This window comes from Ignavibacteriota bacterium (assembly GCA_016713565.1).
Classification (GTDB): Bacteria; Bacteroidota; Ignavibacteria; order Ignavibacteriales; family Melioribacteraceae.
The window spans coordinates 1376420-1397756 of the sequence record JADJOX010000007.1 but is presented as its reverse complement, the minus strand read 5'-3'; the positions used below and the strand labels follow the sequence as shown (position 1 = coordinate 1397756).

The 21337-nt window shown below is 30.3% G+C and carries 19 protein-coding genes; 15 read left to right on the top strand and 4 right to left on the bottom strand.

What is annotated here, in order from left to right; translation table 11 throughout:
- Nucleotides 1-66: 66 nt before the first annotated feature.
- Entirely contained in the window at nt 67-1419 is a 1353-nt protein-coding gene (locus IPK06_13460; GenBank protein ID MBK7980981.1) for an alpha-glucosidase C-terminal domain-containing protein, read from the bottom strand.
- A gap of 81 nt (nt 1420-1500) precedes the next feature.
- On the opposite strand from IPK06_13460, the gene IPK06_13455 reads away from it, so the two are divergent.
- The 13 genes from IPK06_13455 to IPK06_13395 all read left to right on the top strand — a co-directional run bounded on the left by IPK06_13455 (nt 1501) and on the right by IPK06_13395 (nt 16605).
- Complete coding sequence (locus IPK06_13455; GenBank protein ID MBK7980980.1) at nt 1501-2673, top strand: AI-2E family transporter; 1173 nt, start codon at nt 1501-1503, stop codon at nt 2671-2673.
- A 63-nt stretch (nt 2674-2736) separates the two neighbouring features.
- A complete protein-coding gene (locus IPK06_13450) occupies nt 2737-4737 on the top strand; it encodes a tetratricopeptide repeat protein (GenBank protein MBK7980979.1) in 2001 nt (666 codons plus the stop codon).
- Nucleotides 4738-4921: 184 nt separating this feature from the next.
- Nucleotides 4922-5233, top strand: a complete 312-nt coding sequence (locus tag IPK06_13445; protein ID MBK7980978.1) for a hypothetical protein — start codon at nt 4922-4924, stop codon at nt 5231-5233.
- Nucleotides 5234-5262: 29 nt separating this feature from the next.
- Nucleotides 5263-6396 carry a hypothetical protein gene (locus IPK06_13440; GenBank protein ID MBK7980977.1) on the top strand — a complete coding sequence of 378 codons (1134 nt, stop codon included), beginning with the start codon at nt 5263-5265 and terminating at the stop codon, nt 6394-6396.
- A 30-nt stretch (nt 6397-6426) separates the two neighbouring features.
- Complete coding sequence (locus tag IPK06_13435; protein ID MBK7980976.1) at nt 6427-7056, top strand: hypothetical protein; 630 nt, start codon at nt 6427-6429, stop codon at nt 7054-7056.
- A gap of 10 nt (nt 7057-7066) precedes the next feature.
- Nucleotides 7067-7468: a hypothetical protein gene (locus tag IPK06_13430; GenBank protein MBK7980975.1), complete on the top strand. Its 402-nt coding sequence runs from the start codon at nt 7067-7069 to the stop codon at nt 7466-7468.
- Nucleotides 7469-7619: 151 nt separating this feature from the next.
- Nucleotides 7620-8180, top strand: a complete 561-nt coding sequence (locus IPK06_13425; GenBank protein MBK7980974.1) for a sigma-70 family RNA polymerase sigma factor — start codon at nt 7620-7622, stop codon at nt 8178-8180.
- A gap of 25 nt (nt 8181-8205) precedes the next feature.
- The gene (locus IPK06_13420; GenBank protein ID MBK7980973.1) at nt 8206-10770 is read left to right on the top strand and encodes a serine/threonine protein kinase; all 2565 of its coding nucleotides are present in this window, start codon (nt 8206-8208) and stop codon (nt 10768-10770) included.
- Between the two features lie 290 nt (nt 10771-11060).
- A complete protein-coding gene (locus IPK06_13415) occupies nt 11061-11687 on the top strand; it encodes a hypothetical protein (GenBank protein ID MBK7980972.1) in 627 nt (208 codons plus the stop codon).
- Nucleotides 11688-11705: 18 nt separating this feature from the next.
- Nucleotides 11706-12128: a hypothetical protein gene (locus tag IPK06_13410; protein MBK7980971.1), complete on the top strand. Its 423-nt coding sequence runs from the start codon at nt 11706-11708 to the stop codon at nt 12126-12128.
- Nucleotides 12129-12369: 241 nt separating this feature from the next.
- Nucleotides 12370-12789 carry a hypothetical protein gene (locus tag IPK06_13405; GenBank protein MBK7980970.1) on the top strand — a complete coding sequence of 140 codons (420 nt, stop codon included), beginning with the start codon at nt 12370-12372 and terminating at the stop codon, nt 12787-12789.
- A 129-nt stretch (nt 12790-12918) separates the two neighbouring features.
- Nucleotides 12919-13431, top strand: a complete 513-nt coding sequence (locus IPK06_13400; GenBank protein MBK7980969.1) for a hypothetical protein — start codon at nt 12919-12921, stop codon at nt 13429-13431.
- Nucleotides 13432-13443: 12 nt separating this feature from the next.
- The gene (locus tag IPK06_13395) at nt 13444-16605 is read left to right on the top strand and encodes a M4 family metallopeptidase (GenBank protein ID MBK7980968.1); all 3162 of its coding nucleotides are present in this window, start codon (nt 13444-13446) and stop codon (nt 16603-16605) included.
- A 75-nt stretch (nt 16606-16680) separates the two neighbouring features.
- Here IPK06_13395 and IPK06_13390 read toward each other — a convergent pair whose 3' ends face one another.
- The 3 genes from IPK06_13390 to IPK06_13380 form a co-directional block, all read right to left on the bottom strand.
- Nucleotides 16681-17262 (bottom strand): outer membrane beta-barrel protein, encoded by a 582-nt coding sequence (locus tag IPK06_13390; GenBank protein ID MBK7980967.1) that lies wholly within the window; start codon nt 17260-17262, stop codon nt 16681-16683.
- A 172-nt stretch (nt 17263-17434) separates the two neighbouring features.
- Complete coding sequence (locus tag IPK06_13385) at nt 17435-17983, bottom strand: hypothetical protein (GenBank protein ID MBK7980966.1); 549 nt, start codon at nt 17981-17983, stop codon at nt 17435-17437.
- Between the two features lie 29 nt (nt 17984-18012).
- A complete protein-coding gene (locus tag IPK06_13380; protein MBK7980965.1) occupies nt 18013-18540 on the bottom strand; it encodes a hypothetical protein in 528 nt (175 codons plus the stop codon).
- A gap of 304 nt (nt 18541-18844) precedes the next feature.
- Between IPK06_13380 and IPK06_13375 the strand changes: the two genes are divergently transcribed.
- A complete protein-coding gene (locus tag IPK06_13375) occupies nt 18845-20326 on the top strand; it encodes a glycosyltransferase family 2 protein (protein ID MBK7980964.1) in 1482 nt (493 codons plus the stop codon).
- Nucleotides 20327-21328, top strand: coding sequence for a DUF4922 domain-containing protein (locus IPK06_13370; protein ID MBK7980963.1), 1002 nt, complete (start codon nt 20327-20329; stop codon nt 21326-21328). It begins immediately after the preceding gene.
- The last annotated feature ends 9 nt before the right edge of the window (nt 21329-21337 follow it).

Here is a 21337-nt window from a genome sequence, read left to right as displayed (position 1 = left end):
GTTTCATTAATTTTGATTTCAAATATATTTAAGTTTTGACAATTTTAAAGCAACGCAAATGAACGGTTACTTATTTACTAAAACAAAATAACCGTTTGGTTCAAGTGTAAATTGAACACCGGAAACTAAATCAATTTTATCGTTTGTAAATAAATTTGTCAGACTTAAATTTACATTTTTATCAGTTACTTTAAATTCTTGTTTATTATTTGAAAGATTTATCAAAACATAAATTTTATCATTTCCCATTTCTCTGGAAAAGGCAAATATTTTATTGTTATCCGAATTTATAAATTTCATATTTCCGCCTTTGTTTCCGTTCCACATTGCTGAATTTACTTTTTTCTCCGCTAAAACAATTGAGTAAATACTTCGCATTTTGTAATCATGCCATGGAATAAAGTCTTTTTCAAAAAATTGTAATCTTTTATTCATTCCCGCTTCTTGTCCATTGTAAATCAAAGGCATTCCCTTTGCGGTTAACGCAAGAATTGCAAATGGTTCGGCAAGATCACCGAGTCTTTCAAATTCAGTTCCTGCCCAAGTATTCTCGTCGTGGTTAGAAGTAAAATTCATTCTTATATCATCATCAGCATATAATTTTGAATTAACAATAAAGGAATTCTTAATGCTGTCAACTGATATCAAACCCTTTGCGTAATTATTCATAGCATCCTTAAGTTTCCAATTGTAAGTCATATCAAAACCATTTTTGTGCAATTCGGGATTTTCACCTTCAGCAAGCATAAAAACCGGTTTTATTTTGTCTAATTCTTTACGTGTATTTTTCCAAAAATCCAACGGAACCATTTCCGCAACGTCGCATCTGTATCCATCAATATTAAATTCTTTTACCCAATATAATAATGCCTCTGTCATTGCGTTTCTTAATTCTTTGTTTTCATAATTAAGATCGATAACGTCACTCCAATCGGCTACAGGCGGAATAAAATTTCCAAGTGAATCTTTATTGTAAAATTCGGGATTTGTTTTCGTCCATTTGTTATCCCAAGAAGTATGATTGGCAACCCAATCAATTATAACGTGCATTCCAAGCGAATGAATACTATCAACCAGAGTTTTAAAATCTTCTTTTGAGCCGAAATTGGGATTAATAGCTTTATAATCTTTTACCGAGTAGTAACTTCCCAATGTACCTTTTCTATTTTTTTCACCGATTGGATTAATTGGCATAAGCCAAAGAATATCAACGCCTAGCTTTTTTAATTCCGGCAAATGATTTAAAAATGAATTGAAAGTGCCTTCGTTTGTGAATTGACGAATGTTTACTTCATAAATTGAAGCATTATAACTCCATTCAGGATGAACGAAATTTTTGCTTTCCGTAATCTTTTTCTGTTCGCTACAGCTAAAGAACAGAATACTAGCAATAATAATCCACATAATAAATTTTTTCATTTTAGCACCAAAATTTTTTTGACATATTAAAAGTGAAGAATTTTATAGTTATTTTAAATTATCTTAAAATAAAATAATAAAATGAAAAAGCAATATATAGATCCCGCAGTAAAATTTTTTATCGTATTTATTGGCCTAGTTGTTTTGTTGGGAGTTCTTAAAGAGCTGCAGGATATTTTTATTCCATTAACAATTGCATATCTTTTGGTTTTTGTATTTGAGCCGCTTAATGATTATTTAATTAAAAAGAAAATTCCCAGATCTGCGACAACAATTATTGATTTATTAATTATTATTGGATTTTTTTGGGCTCTTTCAACATTTATTATTGACTCTTTCAGCCGTTTTGGTGAGGAGCTTCCTCAATATGAACAAAGGCTGAATAATATAGTTAGAACATCTGCCGCAAATTTTGGAATTGCGGATAAGTTCTTTTTGGAATTTAATATTTCCAAAATACTTACTGATTTGGATTACAGCGGTTTGGCAAGCGGGTTTTTTTCATCAACAATTTCACTTTTCTCTGCATTATTTTTTGTTCTCTTCTTCTTTATTTTTGTAAACAGCAGCCATATGCATTTAATAAACGCTATTAAAAACAGATATATAAAAGTACAGTCATACGAATCAAAAAAATCATTAAAGAAAAAATTGCTTATTGAAGATGAAGAAAATGAGAAAAATGAATATGAGAAAAAAATAAATGAACTTAAGCAAAAACGAGAACAGACAATTCTTAAAGCATTTCGAGAAATTACAGAACAAATTCAAAGATACATTGCAACAAAATTTTTAATAAGTCTTTTAACAGGCATTGTTGTCGGAATAATATTATGGATTTTTAATATTGATTTTTTGATTGTATGGGCTGTTTTATCGTTCTTCTTAAATTTTATTCCCAATATTGGTTCAATAGTCGCAATTATTCTTCCCACAGTAATGACATTAATACAATATGAATCAATCGGATATACAATATTGGTTTCTGGAATTATTACCCTTGCGCAAAATTTAATCGGTAATATTTTAGAGCCAAAAATAATGGGCGATAAACTAGGCTTAAACCCGCTGGTAATTTTACTATCGTTATTGGTTTGGGGATATATTTGGGGAATTGCCGGGATGTTTTTATCTGTTCCACTTACAGCAGTTTTGAAAATTATTATTTCAAATTCTCAGTCGGATAATCTTCAATTTTTAAACGAAGTTATGAGCAATACTGATAATTTGGATCAAAATAGATCATCAGAATAAATAAAAATATTCTTTTATTGTAAACATTTTCCAATTAAAAGGATATAAAGGGGTGATTATTTGATGAAAATCAAAGTAATTTTCATAACTTTTTATTTTCTTTTCTTCAATGTATTTCAGAATATTCATTCTCAAACAACAAATTATTCTAATGAAATAACTGACTTTAAAGATTATTCCGAAAAAGCAAAAAAACTCACAAAATTATTTCCTGATTCAGCAATTTTCTATTATCAAAAAGCATTAACCTTATTGGATGAAGAAAAAAAAATTAAAACTTCCGAATTAATTCTTCTTCAAAAAACCGACATACAAACTAAAATTGGACACATTTTCTTTCAGCAAAGCAAATATTCTTTTGCCGCAAAATATTATAACTTGGCGCTCGAAAATGCAAAAACAACCGGGAATGATTCACTTTTAGCAGAATGTTTTTTTAATAACGGTGAACTTGGATTAGAAAACGGAAAATATGCAAATGCGGTTGCTTCTTATAATGAAGCAATGAAATTGTTTGAAAAAAAATCAAATCAGGATGGGCTGTTTTGGACAAATGTAGGATTGGGAATTGTTTTTAGAGAATTGGGAAATAAAGATCTATCAATTAGGCATCATGAAAAATCTAGAGAAATAGGAGAAAACCTTAACAACAAATATTTTATTGCAGTGAGCAACAATAATATCGGAAATTTATATACACAAATCGGAAATTACCAAACAGCGCTTTCTTATTTGATGAAATCATTAAAAAGCTTTACTGAATTCGGAGATGAAAAATTTGTTTCGGATTGTTATGAAAGTATTGGCAACGTTTATAAAGAGTTGAAAGAATTTCCAAGGGCAATAGAATATTTTAAGCTATCAACGGTCATTGCGGAAAATTTAAATGATAATTACAGACTGCTATCGCGCTATGCTAATTTAGCTTCCTCATTTGTTTCGCTTAACAATAACGAAAACGCATTAATGTATTTCAGCAAAACTTTAGAACTTGCACAAGCCGTTGGAGACAAAGCCAGATTGAGTGAAATTCAAATAATGCTGGCAGATTTTTACAAAAAAAATAATGATCTAATCGAAGCAAAAAACTATTTGAATAAATCAATAATTACTTCAAAAGAAATTGGTGATACTGTAAGTATTATCACTGCGCTTAATAATTTAGCGGAGTTGAATTTAATTGAAAAAAATTATTCAAAAGCCAAAATATTTGCTATAGAAGCGTACAATATTGCAGTAAAAAAGGAACTGCCAAAACATATATCGGAAGCGGCAAAAATATTATCTGAAACACATAACAAACTTAATGATTATAAGCTTGCGTACAATTATTTAATACTTAATAAAAATATAGAAGATTCTCTTTTAACAATTGAAAAGTTTAAAGCTTTGGAAGATATTCAAGCCAAATACAAACTTGAGCAGTTGGAGACCGAAAAGTTAAGAATTCAAAACCAGGCATTGACTTCGAAAAATGAAATCCAGAATAGAAATCTGCTAATTTTAATTTTGATAATTTTAATAGTTATATCTCTTTTTATCCTTGGAACATTTATCTATAAAAAAAGAAAAGAAAAGATAATCGAAAAAGAAAACGCAAATAAATTGACAAAAAAAATAGATTTGCTGAATTCGCAGCTGAATACAAAAAATAGAGAACTTACATCAAAGGCATTAATGATTTCAAGCAATAATAAAATTCTGCATGAAATTGTATTAGAAATTGATGGAATTATTAGTGATGAAACAGGAGATAAAAAGAAAATCAGACAATTAAAAAATAAACTACAAAGTATATCCGAAGAAGAAAGCTGGAAAGATTTTCTGCAGCATTTTGAAGAAGTTCATCCTGAATTCTACAAAAAGCTGAATGAAAATTATACATTGCTTACACAAAGCGAACAAAAAATATGCGCATTTCTAAAAATGAATCTTAACACCAAAGATATAGCTCAAATTACAAACCAAACCACAAAAAGCGTAGAAGTGGCAAGAACAAGAATTAGAAAAAAACTTGGAATTGATCACACAGAAAGTTTAACGCAGGCAATTCATAATTTGTAAAGTTTTCCGAGCAAAATATTTGCAAATTTTACTTTTGAGTGTTTTTGAAAGCCTTTCTGAGTGGTATTGTAGGTGTATGAGTGTTGACCAACCATAATTTCAAATCGTACTTTATACCAAGTCAATTTTAAAAAAATCAGTAAAGATTTTGTACATGAATTTTTCGGTTAAGGAAGAATATTCAATGATCTTCTTGAAAAATGAAAAAAAAATCGAAATAGATATAATTCATTGCGAAAGCGGTGAATTTAAAGGAGTAACCGAATTTTGGTTTAAATCAAATTATAAAATTGCAAATCTTAAGGTAGTAATTAAAGTTGAAGAATTTATAGATATTATATCCGGATTAGATTTTATTTCCATAAAAAACAACAATTGGACGTTATTAGCCGGATATGAAAATGTAAAAGAAAATCAAAAATGGAGATTTACATTCACGGGAAAATTAAACGGGAATAATGAAAAATTTAACTCGTTTATTGATTATAAAATTTAAGCATTTTAAGATTTTAGCACAGAGAAGCTATGAAGAAAACAATATCATTTTTAATGATTGTACTGATGTTATTATCGTGTAATAAAAAGTCCGAATCAAATGAAATTAAATTTTTCAATTCTAATGGAGATGAAAATAATTCGCAATCTAAACAAAAGATACCGGAACTTATTTTTGAGAGAAAATCTGAGCCGAACGAAAATGCTTTCAGTATTCTGGTTCCAAAAGGTTGGATGATTGAAGGCGGAATTTATAGGGTAAATGCCATTCAAAACGGACCTGGAAATTCAATTGCGGCTAAATTGGATTTTTCAGTAAAAAAAGATGATGTAGGAAGCGTTATGATAAGATTGCTTCCTGATGTTTTATTCTTTGATTCAAGATTCAGTCCTGCCGGACAAATGGGATTATTTCCCGAAGGAAGTTATTATCAAGGAATGACGGTTTACAATATTATGGATGCTGAAGAGTTTATTTATAAAATCGCCTTTCCTTATGCACATGCCATAGCCCAAAATGTTCAAATTTTGGATAAAAAAAACATGAATAAATTTGCCGCAAATTATGAAGCATGGATCAAAAGGACATTGCCTTATTTAACTATGAGTTATGATGCTGCTTGTCTAAAATTTAGATATTCCGAAAATGGCAAAAGCTACGATGAGTATTTATTTGCGTTAATAGAAAATTGGGGTCAGCTTGGAGGTGGAATGTGGGGAAATAAAGAAACTTTTCTTGTAAGATCACCGCAAAATAAATTAAATAATTGGGAACCAATATTTATCACCATTCATAATTCTGTAAAATTAAATACCGATTGGTTGATTGGTGAATTAAAAGGACAAGCAGCGAGAGGACAAATTTTAATAGATACACAAAACGAAATACAGCAAATAGAAAAAGAAATTATTGATCACAAGCAAAGAACTAATGCCGAGATTAATAATGATATGTACCTAACATTGACTGAACAGGAAGAATATGTAAATCCATTTACAAAGGAAATTGAAATTGGAACCAATCAATGGAAATACAGATGGGAAAACCAAAGCGGGGACGTTATATATTCAAATGATGAAAATTATAATCCGAATTCGGATATAAATGTAAACAGATCGGATTTTAAAAAAAGTAATATTAGAGCAAGATTTCCTAATCAATAAATAACCATAATCCATACTAAAGGAGAAAAAATGAAAAAATTAACAGTCTTATTAATCTTAATGTTTGTAATTACCTTAACAAATTTTTCTAACGCGCAAAGTATTAAAATTGGACCAAGACTTACTGGAAATATGAATATTTATAATCAAGACGGTCTGACCGGAACTTGGAGCGGAATTGGTGTTGGCATTGGCGGTGCGATTGATATATCTTTTACCAGATCCATTGGAATATTACTCAACCTAACCGTTTTTGATATGAAGAATTTTTCAAATTCACAGACAGTTGGTACAACCACACAAGAAACATCATTATCACTTTCATATTTGTCAATTGATCCATTGTTCAAAGCAGAATTCAGCGGTTTTTATTTGGTCGGTGGTCCATCATTGGCAATTAAATTAAGTTCCAGCGGTGAATCAAATACAATTGTAACAGGCCAAGCTCCAAATGTTCAGCCAATTAATATTGAAACGAAATCCGTTAAATTTGATATTGCTGTAGGTACCGGATATAATTTTAAAGTCTCAAATGATGTAACTCTTGGATCAGACTTTATTGCTTATATTCCATTGTCAAACACTTATAATACACCCGGAACAAACAATAGCACATTAGCGCTTAAGTTGGGAATATCAGTAAAATTTAATATTAACTAAAGGTGAATAAATGAAAAAAATCCTTTCAGCAATTTTAATTCTTGCGACATTAGTATTAATTTCTTGTGATGATGACGCAACGGGCAGTATTACAGATCCATTCGGAACAGGCGGAACTGGAAGCGTGACATTTACAGTCGGCTCTCAGCAAGGGGAAAATGGAGGAATTTTATTTTATGCTTCACCAAGCGTAGCCGTTAAAATTACACAAGTAACTTGCAGTCTTCCGGCACAAAATTTTAATGATGTAGTTGAAGGTGATGGAACAACAGTATATAATGCAAACGAAGCCGTTGGTATTGAAGAATATACCGGAGTTAATTCAGGGCAGCAATGGACATTCAAATTTGAGGGAACAATTGCTAGCAATAATCAAGCATTCACTAAAACTTCAAATTATACCGTTCCTTAATAAAATATATTAAACGGCTATAAATTTTTTGTAGCCGTTTTTTATCTTTTACATTTCTAAAAACATTTAAATTTTTTATTTGTGATTTGAACAGTTGCAAACGTGAATAAAATTATTTAATCTTGTAAAAAGATAACAAGACTTATTTTTAATGTATAAAAATTCACAAAATATTACTCAATTATTGAATTCTGCTTCTGCAGGTGATAGCTTTGCCTTAGATAATATTCTTCCGATAGTATATAATGAACTTAGAAAAATTTCCTCGAAATACTTGCGAGATGAATACAAAAAGCACACTCTTCAAACAACTGAATTGGTGCATGAAGCATATATAAAATTGATTGGTGATCAAAATTTATCATGGGAAAGCAGAGCACATTTTTTTGGAATTGCTGCCAGATCGATGAGACAAATATTGGTCGATTACGCGCGCAAGAAAAAAGCAGATAAACGCGGGAAAGACAAAACCCAAATTTCTCTTGATGATGCACATTTTATTTTATCTGATTCTGAAGATCAAATATTAAACTTAAATGAAGCTTTAACTAAATTAGAACAATTAGAAGAGAGATCTTGCAAAATTGTTGAGCTTAGATTCTTTTCCGGATTATCAATTGAAGAAACCGCGGAAATGTTGAACATATCTGTCGCAACAGTAAAACGTGATTGGCAATTTGCCAAAGCCTGGCTTTACAGAGAAATTAATTAATTCCTTCACATTCCAATTACTATTTGTGAGCAATACTTTTAACGAAATATTAAAATCTATTTTTGAACAGGCTCTTGAACTGAATAAATTTGAAAGAGAAAAATATTTCAGCAGTTTAAGCGATGAACATAAAAAATACTTGGATGAAGTAAAATCTTTACTAGCATCTTTTGAAGCTACGGATGATTTTTTAGAAATCGCATCAAATTATAATCAAATTTTCACTCCAAAAGTTGATGAACCTCATCCATTAATTGGCAAACATATTGGACCGTATTTAGTTGAAGATGAAATTGGATTCGGTGGAATGGGAATTGTCTTTGTCGGCAAAAGAGATGATAATGAATTCGAGCAAAAAGTAGCAATAAAAATTTTAAAACAAGGATTATCTACAAAATATATTGTTAAAAGATTTGAAAACGAAAGACAAATTTTAGCAAATCTGCAGCACCCTAATATTGCGAGACTTTTTGACGGCGGTAAAACTTCCGACGGACTTCCATATCTAATTATGGAATATATTGAAGGGTTACCAATAACAGATTATTGCGATGAGAATAAATTAAACACAAAACAAAGATTAGAATTATTCAAAACAGTTTGCTTTGCAGTTCATTACGCCCATCAAAATTTAATTGTTCATCGTGATTTAAAACCCGGAAATATTTTAGTAACAAAAGAAGGAAGAGTTAAACTTTTAGATTTTGGTATTGCCAAATTATTAGATGAAGCAATTGAATCTGATAATATAAAATTAACCCAGACAAAAATGTGGAATTTGACTCCGGATTATGCGAGTCCGGAACAAATTAAAGGCGAAACAATTACCACGCAAAGTGATATTTATTCTTTAGGAGTTTTGTTATATGAAATTATTTCTGGTGAACCGCCTTATAAATTTGTAAACACAACTCCGCTTGGAATCAGCAAATCAATTGATGAAACAAACATTATTAAACCAAGTGAGAGAATTAGACAAACGACTAATAGTGAATTAAGATCTGAGCAAAACAAAAACGAAATTCAAAAAAAGATAAAGCTTCTTAAAGGTGATTTAGATAATATTATCCTTAAAGCAATGCATAAAGATCCAAATCAAAGATATGCGTCGGTTCAAGGATTGATAAACGATTTGGATAGATATTTTAACGGAATGCCGGTAAATGCCAGAGAAGATACATATTTATATAGATTTTCAAAATTTGTACAAAGACATAAAGTTGGTGCAGCTTTGTTCATACTTTTCAACATTATATTAATTTCAAGTATTTCTGCAATAATTTACCAAGGAAGCATTGCTGCTAAAGAAAGAGACAAAGCAAATCTTGAAGTAGCAAAAACAGAAAGTGTAAATAATTTTTTGCAGGAAATGCTTTCTTCTGCAGATCCGACTGAAATTGGAAAAGATACAAAAGTTTACGATGTTATAAAAAAAGCATCTGAAGAAGTTAATGCGGGTTTTAAAGATCAACCTGGAATTGAAGCCGCAGTTAGAAAAACGTTAGGAAAGACATTAACAAATTTAGGTGAATTTGATCAAGCTAAACCGCACTTAGAAAAATCTTTAGAATTAAACGAAAAAGTTTACGGTAAAGAAAGTTATCAAGCCGGAGAAAGTCTGCATGAATTAGCATTATATTATGATTGGCTTGGAGACTTGAACAAGGCAGATTCTTTATATCACAAATCAATTATTGTTTTAAGAGGCGATACAGAAACACCGCCAAGATCTTTATCAAGCGCAATTAATGATTATGCAATTGTTAAGCAGGAACAAGATAAATACCAGGAATCACTAATTTTACTTAAAGAAGCATATAAAATTGCATATAAAAATTTTGGTAGTAAAGATAGAGATATTGCAAGTATAGCAAATAATTTGGGATTAAGTTTTGAAGGGGTAAAAGAACTTGATTCAGCAAAAATTTATTATGAAAAATCGCTAGAAATGTATTTGGAATTATATGGACCAAACAGACCGGAAGTGTCAACAATCTATAATAATCTTGCATATATTTTCATCGCAAAAGAAGATTATAAATCCGCACATGAACATTTCATCAAATCTTTAGAGCTTAAAAAAAAATCATGGGGTGAAAAACACTCAATGGTCGGTTTTGCTTATATGAATTTAGGAGCATTGGAATATACGATGAAGATGTACGATTCAGCCAATAATAATTTACTTAATTCATTGGAAAATTTTAAAACATCTATAAATGAAAATCATATTTGGCTTGGATTGGCTTATTTCTGGTACGCTAAAAATCTGATTGAGTTTTCAAAATTGGATGAAGCTGAGAATTATATTAATAAAGCATTGAAAATTTACTATAAAAATTATCCGCATGAACATATAAATATAATTTCCGCAAATGCGGAACTTGGGGTAATTTATTTATTGAAAAAAAATTATTTAAAAGCCGAAAAGCTATTATTAACAGGCTATGAAAAAATTAAAGAACTAAAAGGTGCCGATAATTTTAATACAATAAGAATGTTGGAGTATGTTTTAAAATTCTATCAAGTAACAAATAATTTAGAAAAATTTAATTATTACAATAAACTTTCTGAAACTTCAAAAAAATAAATCTGTTAACTTTGACCTTTTCATAACCCACATTTTTTTATTTCGTCTTCATATAAGTTATTTAATTTCCGAAACATGTTCGGGATAACGGGTTGATTATTTTGCTTTTCTAAAAAAAATCATTGTCATACTGAAATGTTAATCCGCAACATCTTTCCACATTTTTAGTTTCCGTCTTTCGATTCCACAATTTAGATGAGCTGTTTTGATCAAAGATTACGCATGTATATATGAGGGAAAAAAATCATTAGGTAAACTCTCTAAAACATAACTACAAACGGAGGAAAAAAATGAAAAATCTACTAACTAAACAAATTCTATTAATCTTTTTTATTGCATCAACAATTTCTTTTGCACAAAATGTAAAAATAGGACCAAGAATTACCGGAAATCTTAATATTTATAATCAAAACGGTTTGGTTGGATCTTATAACGGAGTTGGAATTGGAGTCGGCGGAGCAATAGATATATCTTTCACAAACAATATTGGAATGCTGATAAATTTAACATTGTTCGATATGAAGAATTTCTCAAATTCTCAAACAGTTGGAACAACGACACAAGAAACATCCTTATCACTTTCATATTTATCAATTGATCCGATGTTTAAAGCCGAATTCAGCGGATTTTATCTTGTCAGTGGACCTTCTATTGCAATTAAATTAAGTTCAAGCGGTGAGTCCAATCAAGTTGTAACTGGTCAAGCTCCAGTTGTTCAACCCTTAAATTTTGATACAAAATCCGTAAAGTTCGATATTGCTGTTGGTACAGGCTATAATTTTAAAGTTTCTCCAACCGTGACATTAGGTTCGGATTTTATGGTTTATGTCCCGCTTACCAATACTTATAATTTTCCAGGGGTTAGCAATAGCACATTGACTTTAAAATTAGGTATGTCGGTTAAATTTAGTTTATAAAATTGAAGGGAAATTAAAATGAAAAAATTAACATTATATCTTTTACCAATACTATTTTTAATAATTACCTCATGCGATGACAATTCTGGAGTAACAAATCCAAATGGCGGTGGAATTGGAGGAATTGGCGGAAGTGGAGGCGGAACAGGCAGTGTAACTTTCACAATTGGAACATCACAAGGCGACCAAGGCGGAATTTATTTTACTGCAGCACCAAGCGCAGCTGTAAAAATTACTAAGGTAACCGTCAGTTTACCGGCTCAGCAATTTACGGATGTACTTCAAGGCGACGGAACAACCGTTTATAATGCCAATGAAGCTGTTTTATTAGAAGAATATGTCGGAGTTGAAAATGGTCAGCAATGGACATTTCAATTTGAGGGAAGTTTAGCAAACAATAATCAGACGTTTAATGTAACATCTAATTATACAGTTAGATAAAAAGGTAAACTAAAATTTTAAGTTTCCCTTCACTGTAGTTAATGAGTCCTCAATCAAATGAGGGCTCATTTATATAAATTTAATTTGTGAAAACATTTATCATAAAATAATATTTTGCAATTTGTTGATCATTATTAATTTATTTTTATAATTATTTTTCGATAATTTTATTTAGATACTCAATCCATTATTGAACAATTCAAAATTATAATAAATAATTTTCGACAAATTGGAGAACTTAATGTTTTCAATAAAATGGCTTAATAGTTTTACAATGCTTTCAATGTTGTTTTTCGTTACAAATTGCTGTACATCTAAAAATGAAACCAAAGAAGAACCTTCCTCGAATTTAAAAGAAAATCAAATGATTTCTCTCGCACCCGGATCTGCTGAAATAAAATGCAATGTTAAAGAAATTTTAGAAAACGGGAATAAATCCTTTTGCACATTAAAAGTCATTTCAGTTGAAAATTACGGACCATCCACAAGACCAATATCTGCCGAAACAGAAATTCAAATTGAAATTAAAGACGTTTTCAAAGAAAGGTTAGAAAATGCTGAAGAAAACGATGAAGAACTTTTAATTACAATTGCTTCAATGCCGGCGGGAATGGGAACAGAAAATTCATTAAACTGGAAAATTGTTAAAATAAATGAATAAAATTTTGGAAAAGTAATTGCTTGATTTTCCAAACATCTTTTAACTATTTGCACAATTAATTTAAGATTATTTATTTAAAAAATTATATAGAATCACAAAGTTCAATTTTAAATTCAATTATGAGGTATTATGGCAATTCTCAAGTTAAAATTTTACTACAAAGTTTCAATTTTTATAAGTGTTGCTTTGCTTATAGGATGTGGTTCTTGCAAAATGGATGAGGAAAACGAGCATCAGTTATTAAATAAAGAAGCAAAAAGTTTACCAATCTTTAAAATTGTACTTTCAAGCGGCGGAGGATTTACAGGTTTAAGCAATGGATATTCTCTTTTTTCAAATGGGAATGTGGAAAAATGGAGACAATTATCTGCGGTAAAAGATAGCGTAGTTTGGATATCTCAAGTTGATTCTTCAAAAATATATAATTTTAAAAATGATTTGGAAACAAGCGGCATAACGAATAAAACCTATAATGGAACCGGAAATATAACGACTCGTTTAAAATATGAGACAAAAGATTCTACTTATAATTGGAGTTGGAAAGGAGCAGGCGATGAATCTGATGTACCGCTCGAAATTAAGCCTTTGTTTGAAAACATAAAAAAGTTTTGTTCAGAATTAGAAAATTATAATAAAAACTAAATTGGAAAATATATGAGATCAAAATTACTTTTGATAAATGTAATTGTAATAATTTTATATCTTAATGCTTCGGCACAAACCAGTTCCGTAAAAAATCATTCTTCATTAAAAGGCTGGAAAAATAAAACCAATAGGCAACTTTCACAAAATAAATCCATTGATTTAAATGAAGTAAAAAAAGTTAGTGAAAATATAATTAATCATAGATCTTCAAAATCTTTAGCAAAAACAACAAACCAACAAAACAGTTTATCTTCGGTTCTTAGAAATAAGGATAGAAAACCAATTGATCTAAACAAAATAAAATTAAAATCATCGGCTAAAAATTTTAAAATAAATTGGGATGAAAAAAATAACACACCAATTGCGCTTTATAATAATTTCAGCGGTCAAAGTTTAGGAAAAGCAATTCTATCAATTTCAGCTTATGAAAACGCAATAACATTTATTAAAGAAAATAAAGAATTATTTAAACTTCAAAATCCATTCGAAGAATTAATTCTGAACAAAGAAATTACAGATAATCTAAATATGCATCATATTGTTTTTGATCAAAAATATAAAGGAATTCCCATTTGGGGAAAAGAAATGGTTGTGCATTTAAATTCCGCAGGAGAAATTTATTCCGTAAATGCAAGATACTCTAAAACTCCTACAGATATTGACGTACATTCAAAAAAGATAGAGGATAATGAAGCAGTAAAAATTGCAAAACAAAGTTTATTAAAATTTACTAAAATTGAAAACCTCGATAAAAATTTAAAAAAACTCTTAAAGTATGATGAACCGACCGCAGAACAATACATTTGGACCGACGAAACAAATAAAAATCATTTGGTTTGGTTTGTAACAATTAGACCTAATTTGAAAGATAATTGGTATTACTTTGTAGATGCAAACAATGGTGATATTTTAGAAAAGTATAACGCTGCCGCTGCGGATGGTCCCGCAACTACAACGGCTAAAGATTTGCTTGGTATAAATAGATCAATAAATGTGTACTTATCATCCGGCGCTTATTATTTACTTGATGCGTCAAGAGATATGTGGCGGCAGGGTCAAACCGATCCGGTTAACAATCCTCTTGGTGGAATTTTAACGCTAAACATAAATAACCAAGATCTCTCGAATACTTCTCAAATTTATTTCGTTACTTCAAATAATAATTCTTGGAATGACGCAACTTCGATTTCCGCACATTATAATAGCGGAATTACATATCAATATTATTTGGAAAAACATGGAAGAGACGGAATTGATGGAAGCGGAAGTACAATGATTTCAATAATACACGCAACTGAAGATGGTCAACCTATGGATAACGCTTATTGGAACGGTGCTTTTATGGTTTATGGTGATGGCAATAGTGCTTTTTATCCATTAGCTACGGCTGTAGACGTTGCGGCTCATGAAATGACTCACGGTGTAATAGAGCATACAGTTGGATTGGAATATAAAAATCAGTCGGGAGCATTAAATGAATCTTTAGCCGACGTTTTTGGCGCAATGGTAGATAAAGAAGATTGGTATATGGGCGAAGATGTGACAAAAACAAGTTATATACCTACGGGTGTTTTGAGAAATATGTTGGATCCCCATAATGGAGGAACGAGCATTTATGATAATGGCTGGCAGCCGTCAAACATGAACGAATTTTTAAATTTAACCATTGATCAGGATAATGGCGGTGTTCACATTAATAGCGGTATCCCAAATAGAGCTTGTGCTTTAATTGGAGAAGCGATAGGTAAAGATAAGACAGAAAAAATTTACTATAGAATTTTAGATGCAAGATACCTTAATTCACAGTCACAATTTATTGATATGCGGTTAGCGGCAATAAGATCGGCAACAGATTTATTTGGTGAAAGTTCTGCCGAAGTGAATGCCGTAAAAAATGCATTTGATACGGTTGGAATATTTGATGGAAGCGGAACCAAACCGCCGAGCGATATTCCTGCTGTTGAGGGTGAACAATGGATCGCCGCTGTAAATGCTGAAACAAACGACAGTAGTTTATATTTAATCCGACCAACTATTCAGTCAAATAGCGATATTGTACAGCTTACCTCTACACAAATTTATACAGGAACAGGAAACCCTATTTCTATAACGGATGACGGATCGTATATTTTATTTATTGATGCCGACAATTACATAAGAGGAATTAATAATAATGGATCTGGTGAAAGTGTGTTGAGTCAATATGGCGAATGGAACTCAATTGCTATTTCACCTGACGGAACTAAATTAGCCGCTACATCAATTTATTATGAACCGAATATTTACATTTTTGATCTGGAAAATTCAAATAACAGTTTCATTATTAGTTTGTATAATCCAACAACTCAAGATGGAGTTGAAGACAACAGTGTAAAATATGCCGATGCTCTTGATTGGGATATAAACAGTGAAATAATTGTGTATGATTGTTATAATGAGGTTCCGCAAGCAACCGGTGGAAATATAGATTTTTGGACTATCAATATTTATGATATGAACGATGGTAATATTTACAACCTGTTTCCACCGCAGCAGGAAGGAATTAGCATTGGCAATCCTTCTTTCAGTCAGACCAATAGTGGATTTTTATTACTCGATTTAATTGATTTTAACAATGGGACAGACGATATATATGCAATTGATTTGTTCAGTGGAAATGCTAATGTTGTTGAATCAAATGGTTCATCAATTGGTTATCCGAGATATTCTCCGGATGATACAAAAATAGTATTTCAAAGATTAAACAATACTAATACTCCATCTTTGCGTTTAATTAACTTAATGGATGACAAAATCACCGCGGCTTCAAGTTCTCAGGATTATGTTGTCGGGGGTCGTTTACCGAATTGGTTTGCCGTCGGATCGCGTCCGGTTTCCGTGGAAGATCAAAATAGTAATTCAGTTCCGCAAGAATTTTACTTGGGTCAAAATTATCCAAATCCTTTTAATCCAAATACGCAAATTGAATTTTCTCTTCCGCAAAAATCATTTATTAAGCTTAAAATTTATGACGCACTTGGAAAAGAGATTAGTAACTTAATTGATGGAGAAAAATCCGCCGGAAAATATAAAGTTAACTTCAATGCTAATGGTATTGCAAGCGGAATTTATATGTATAGATTAGAAACTGAAGGATTTACCGAAACAAGAAAAATGATATTAATAAAATAAAAATTTAGTATAAGATGCCATCACTTAAAAGATGGCATCTTTTTTATTTTTACAATTCACGTAGTATAGAAATAATTATATTCCTACTATAAATCCAACTTCTAAAGTAAAAAATCCAATTGATTCTTCGGAACTTACGATATTATATTGTAAATTTCCGTCAACTTTAATATCATTACTTAACTCATAAACAGCGCCGCCGCCAAGTCCAAAACCAAAATATGGATTTGTATCACCTTTTATTTTTGGTTGTGCGATTCCGGCAATTTTTGTCTGCGTTGAGGCAGTAGTAAAAACGTGTAAACCCAATTCGCCGCAAATGTATGGATTAAGTTCTTTATCATCCAAGAAAAAACGTCCGCCCACTAAAATAGGAATAGATACGTGCGGATCAGTAGCTTCTAAAGTTGTATTGCCAATTTCAATTTTATCGCCACCCCAAGCAATATAGCCAAGAGTACCCGTAAATTGAAAATAATCTGATAGACTATAATAAAATGATCCGGAAATACCATAACCCATTTTGGCAACATCATTAAAATCACCGACCGGAATTGACAACGTACCATTTAAACCGATAGCACTATTGCTGGTTTGTGCTGACGAAATGTTTGAGACTAAAAGAGTTAATAAAAAAATCACAAATATTTTTTTCATAATTAATTCTCCATAATTTGAAGTAAAGATTTAAACTAAGACTTTATAAATAAGTTGAAAAAGTTTTTTTTTAGATGGTAAGAATTTAATAAATTGTCATTTAAAAGAAGAAAAAAAATGCGGTTAATTTTAATAAAAACTAACCGCATAAAATAGAAGAGTTGATTAAAAATTAAAATTTAAAATCCACGCCTATTATCAAAGAGCTAACTAAATTTCCAAATCCAAAACCTACTCTAGCAGCCATATTTGGTGAAAACCAATATCTAACACCTGCATTACCATTAAAGAAAACTCCACCACCAGAAGTCGTATTATAATTATAATCGTCATAACCTAATTTACTATCATATGAATAATTATCAATGTCAAATCCTAAAACAACTCCTAACCAAGGGTCAATTTTATCATTTTCCAATTTGAAATGATAATTAGCTTGTGCTCCTATTATGATATCAGTATAACTCCATTCACCATAAAAGAAATCTTCACTCCAATTGTAATATCTGAAAATTCCACCAACTCCAAGAGCACCTGGTGCATCTACGCCGATATCCTTTAAACTCATTCCATATTCATAATCAGCGCCAAAACCCATTCCCCATCCGCCAAAACCAAGACTTAATGATGGACCGGCATGGCTTTTACCTACTTCAAATTGTGCAAAACTTACACTTGAAAACAAAGCCAAAGTAATTAAAACTGCTGCAATTTTTTTCATTTTTACTCCTTATTTAAGAATTTATTAAATTAATTTATTGGAAATCTTAAACCGGCAAATACGGTTAAATTATTTGTATCACTAATAATATTAATTTTAGCGCTAACATCAAGATCCATATTTCCTAAAGCGTAAAGGAATCCACCGCCAATTCCCAAACCAAAATCAGAACTTGTTGCTGAATATTCTCCAAAATATTCACTATCATAAGTAAAACTTAAATTATTTATTCCAAGTTCCGCTGCTAGGAAAGGCGTAAAATTTGATCTTTGGAAATAATATCTTCCGCCAACAACTATTGGAATGTTGCTGAATGATGCGCCATCGGCGTCGGTTCCCCAAGCAATATATCCCAATGAAGCAGTTAAATCAATATTTTGGTTAATACCATAATAAAAATTTCCTAAAAACCCAAAACCCATATTAGCGGCGTCACCAAAATCACCCATTGGAAGTGATAATCCAACTTGCCCGCCAACATGTATCTTTCCTTCTTGAGCATTAATTGTAAGTGTTAAAAAAGATAAAATAACTACAATTAAAAGTGTTTTTTTCATAGATAATTCCTCTTGTAAGTTTGATATTGATGTATTTTTTTTAAAACAAATAATGTATCAAAATAATAATAAAATATATAACCGACAAATTTTATAATTTTGGTTTTATATTCAGACAATACAAACTTATTAGATATGAAATGAATATTTGTGATTGACATCATTACATTTTTAAAAACTTATTATATTGTCTTTTAATTGTCATTTTTAATAACATCATATAATATCTTTTAAACTAATTCGAAATATTAAACGAGAATTTGCTAACTTTTAAATATTTAATCATTTCAATAAATAGTAAAATATGAATAATAATATCGAAGTATTTCTTACAGCGTTTAGCGAATCTATATTTCTTAACAATGTAAAGTCATTGAGAAATTTTGAAAAAATAAACGCCATTCACGCAATTGTAAACAAAAACAATTCAAATCTTAGTGAATTCAATCAGCTGGTAGTGCGTAATATTTTTTCTACAGAATCAATAAAATTAATATCAAAAAATTTAAAATCAGATTTTGTACTCCTTGGAAATAAAAGTACAAATTTGGATTTTGGAAAATTCAGTTTAGATAGAATGCTGAGTGTTGCAAAAAGTACAAATGCCGGAATTGTCTATTCAAATTTTTATGAAATTAAGAATGAAGTATTAATAAAGCACCCCACAATTGACTATCAATTTGGAAGTCTGCGCGATGATTTTGATTTCGGACCGGTTATGTTAATAAATTCAATTGCATTAATTGAAGCTGTAAAAGATTTTTCAGAAAATTATTATTCCGCTGGATTTTATGACATGCGCTTAAAAATCTCGCAAAAATATCCTATTTATAGAATTCCGGAATTTCTCTACACAATTTATGAAGAAGACGACAGAAAAAGCGGTGAAAAAATGTTTGATTATGTTGATCCAAAAAACAGGCAGAATCAAATAGAAATGGAAAACGCATCTACAAATCACCTAAAAAAAATAGGCGTATTTTTAACCCCTGAATTTCAAAAGATAAATTTTGAAAATGAAAATTTTGAAAATGAAGCATCTGTTATTATTCCGGTAAAAAATAGAGTTAAAACAATTGGCGACGCAATTAAATCCGTGTTAAATCAGAGTACAAATTTTAAATTTAATCTTATAGTTATTGATAATCATTCAAATGACGGAACTACCGAAGTAATAAATAATTTTGCAAAACAAGATGAACGTGTTATTCATATTATTCCAGAAAGAAATGATCTTCAAATTGGCGGATGCTGGAATGAAGGAATAATGAATAATAAATGCGGAAAATTTTCAATTCAATTGGATAGTGATGATATTTATATTGATGAAAACACGCTTCAAAAAATAGTAGATAAATTTTATTTGGAAGAATGCGCAATGGTAATCGGTTCTTATAAATTAACTAATTTTAAATTGGAAGAAATTCCGCCGGGAATTATAGATCACAAAGAATGGACGGCAGATAACGGAAAAAATAATGCTTTAAGAATAAACGGATTGGGTGCTCCGCGCGCATTTTATACACCGGTTTTACGGGATATAAAAATTCCGAATGTAAGTTACGGTGAAGATTACGCCGTTGGTTTAGCCATTTCAAGAGATTATCAAATTGGAAGAATTTACGAACCTCTTTATTTATGTAGAAGATGGGAAGGAAATTCGGATGCTGATTTGGATATTGAAAAAACGAATGCCAATAATTTGTATAAAGATAAACTAAGAACATTTGAAGTTTTGGCAAGACAAATAAAAAATAAAAGCCATTTCAATTTTTTTAATATGTAAATGGAAAAATTATTTCTTACAGATAAAGAACTGAGCCAATTTGGTAATATTGATAATCTTTCTCAAGAAGCGGAATCATTATTAAATCACCAGAAAGCCAACTGGGAATTGCTGAAAAATAATTTTGAATCTTTATCAAACACAAAAAGCAAATCTTTTGAATTTAATAATTCATTGATAAAAGTTCAGTTTAATCCAACGAGAATTACGTCAACATCCGCAAAGGTCGATAAAAAATCAATAGAAAAAAGAAAATGTTTTTTGTGCTTAGAAAATTTACCGAATGAACAAAACGGAATAAAATTCAAAAAAGATTTTATAATACTTTGCAATCCCTATCCGATTTTTAATCAGCATTTAACTGTTGCTTATAAAAATCATATTCCTCAAAGCATAGAAAGTAATTTTCAAAATATGTTAGAGTTGAGTTATGATTTACGGGAAAAATTTTTCGTTTTTTATAATGGACCAAAGTGCGGAGCATCGGCGCCAGATCATCTACATTTTCAAGCAGGATTGAAGGATGAAATTCCAATTTATTCCAACTACATTAATTCAACAATTAAAAATGATAATTTAATTTATAATAAAAAGGAAGTTAAAATATCATTTATAAAAAGTGAAATTCAAAAATTTGTTTTATTTGAGTCAAAAAATAAAATTGAATTGGAAAAAATTATTTTGAAAACCCTTGAAGCGGCAAAGAAAATATTGAGTACAAACGAAGAGCCATTAATAAATATTTTAAGTTTTTATGTTAATGATTTTTTTAACGTTGTTGTATTTTTAAGAGAAAAACATAGACCGGAACAATATTATGAAGGTGGTGAAAAACAATTATTGATAAGTCCCGCTTCTGTTGATCTTGGAGGATTAGTAATTGCACCTCGCGAAGAGGATTTTAATAAAATTACTATACAGGATATTGCGAATATTTTTGGTCAGGTATTATTAGATTCAAATAAAACTGAAAGAATTTTAAGAAGCTGTTTAGATAATTAATCTTAAATG

What these genes read in the sequence shown, in the direction of transcription:
- IPK06_13440 (MBK7980977.1), top strand. Translation starts at nt 5,263, where the DNA reads ATGAAGAAAACAATATCATTTTTAATGATTGTACTGATGTTATTATCG.
- IPK06_13430 (MBK7980975.1), top strand. Translation starts at nt 7,067, where the DNA reads ATGAAAAAAATCCTTTCAGCAATTTTAATTCTTGCGACATTAGTATTA.
- IPK06_13460 (MBK7980981.1), bottom strand. Translation starts at nt 1,419, where the DNA reads ATGAAAAAATTTATTATGTGGATTATTATTGCTAGTATTCTGTTCTTT.
- IPK06_13375 (MBK7980964.1), top strand. Translation starts at nt 18,845, where the DNA reads ATGAATAATAATATCGAAGTATTTCTTACAGCGTTTAGCGAATCTATA.
- IPK06_13385 (MBK7980966.1), bottom strand. Translation starts at nt 17,983, where the DNA reads ATGAAAAAAATTGCAGCAGTTTTAATTACTTTGGCTTTGTTTTCAAGT.
- IPK06_13390 (MBK7980967.1), bottom strand. Translation starts at nt 17,262, where the DNA reads ATGAAAAAAATATTTGTGATTTTTTTATTAACTCTTTTAGTCTCAAAC.
- IPK06_13395 (MBK7980968.1), top strand. Translation starts at nt 13,444, where the DNA reads ATGAGATCAAAATTACTTTTGATAAATGTAATTGTAATAATTTTATAT.
- IPK06_13455 (MBK7980980.1), top strand. Translation starts at nt 1,501, where the DNA reads ATGAAAAAGCAATATATAGATCCCGCAGTAAAATTTTTTATCGTATTT.
- IPK06_13445 (MBK7980978.1), top strand. Translation starts at nt 4,922, where the DNA reads ATGATCTTCTTGAAAAATGAAAAAAAAATCGAAATAGATATAATTCAT.
- IPK06_13380 (MBK7980965.1), bottom strand. Translation starts at nt 18,540, where the DNA reads ATGAAAAAAACACTTTTAATTGTAGTTATTTTATCTTTTTTAACACTT.
- IPK06_13415 (MBK7980972.1), top strand. Translation starts at nt 11,061, where the DNA reads ATGAAAAATCTACTAACTAAACAAATTCTATTAATCTTTTTTATTGCA.
- IPK06_13400 (MBK7980969.1), top strand. Translation starts at nt 12,919, where the DNA reads ATGGCAATTCTCAAGTTAAAATTTTACTACAAAGTTTCAATTTTTATA.
- IPK06_13410 (MBK7980971.1), top strand. Translation starts at nt 11,706, where the DNA reads ATGAAAAAATTAACATTATATCTTTTACCAATACTATTTTTAATAATT.
- IPK06_13450 (MBK7980979.1), top strand. Translation starts at nt 2,737, where the DNA reads ATGAAAATCAAAGTAATTTTCATAACTTTTTATTTTCTTTTCTTCAAT.
- IPK06_13425 (MBK7980974.1), top strand. Translation starts at nt 7,620, where the DNA reads ATGTATAAAAATTCACAAAATATTACTCAATTATTGAATTCTGCTTCT.
- IPK06_13370 (MBK7980963.1), top strand. Translation starts at nt 20,327, where the DNA reads ATGGAAAAATTATTTCTTACAGATAAAGAACTGAGCCAATTTGGTAAT.
- IPK06_13435 (MBK7980976.1), top strand. Translation starts at nt 6,427, where the DNA reads ATGAAAAAATTAACAGTCTTATTAATCTTAATGTTTGTAATTACCTTA.
- IPK06_13405 (MBK7980970.1), top strand. Translation starts at nt 12,370, where the DNA reads ATGTTTTCAATAAAATGGCTTAATAGTTTTACAATGCTTTCAATGTTG.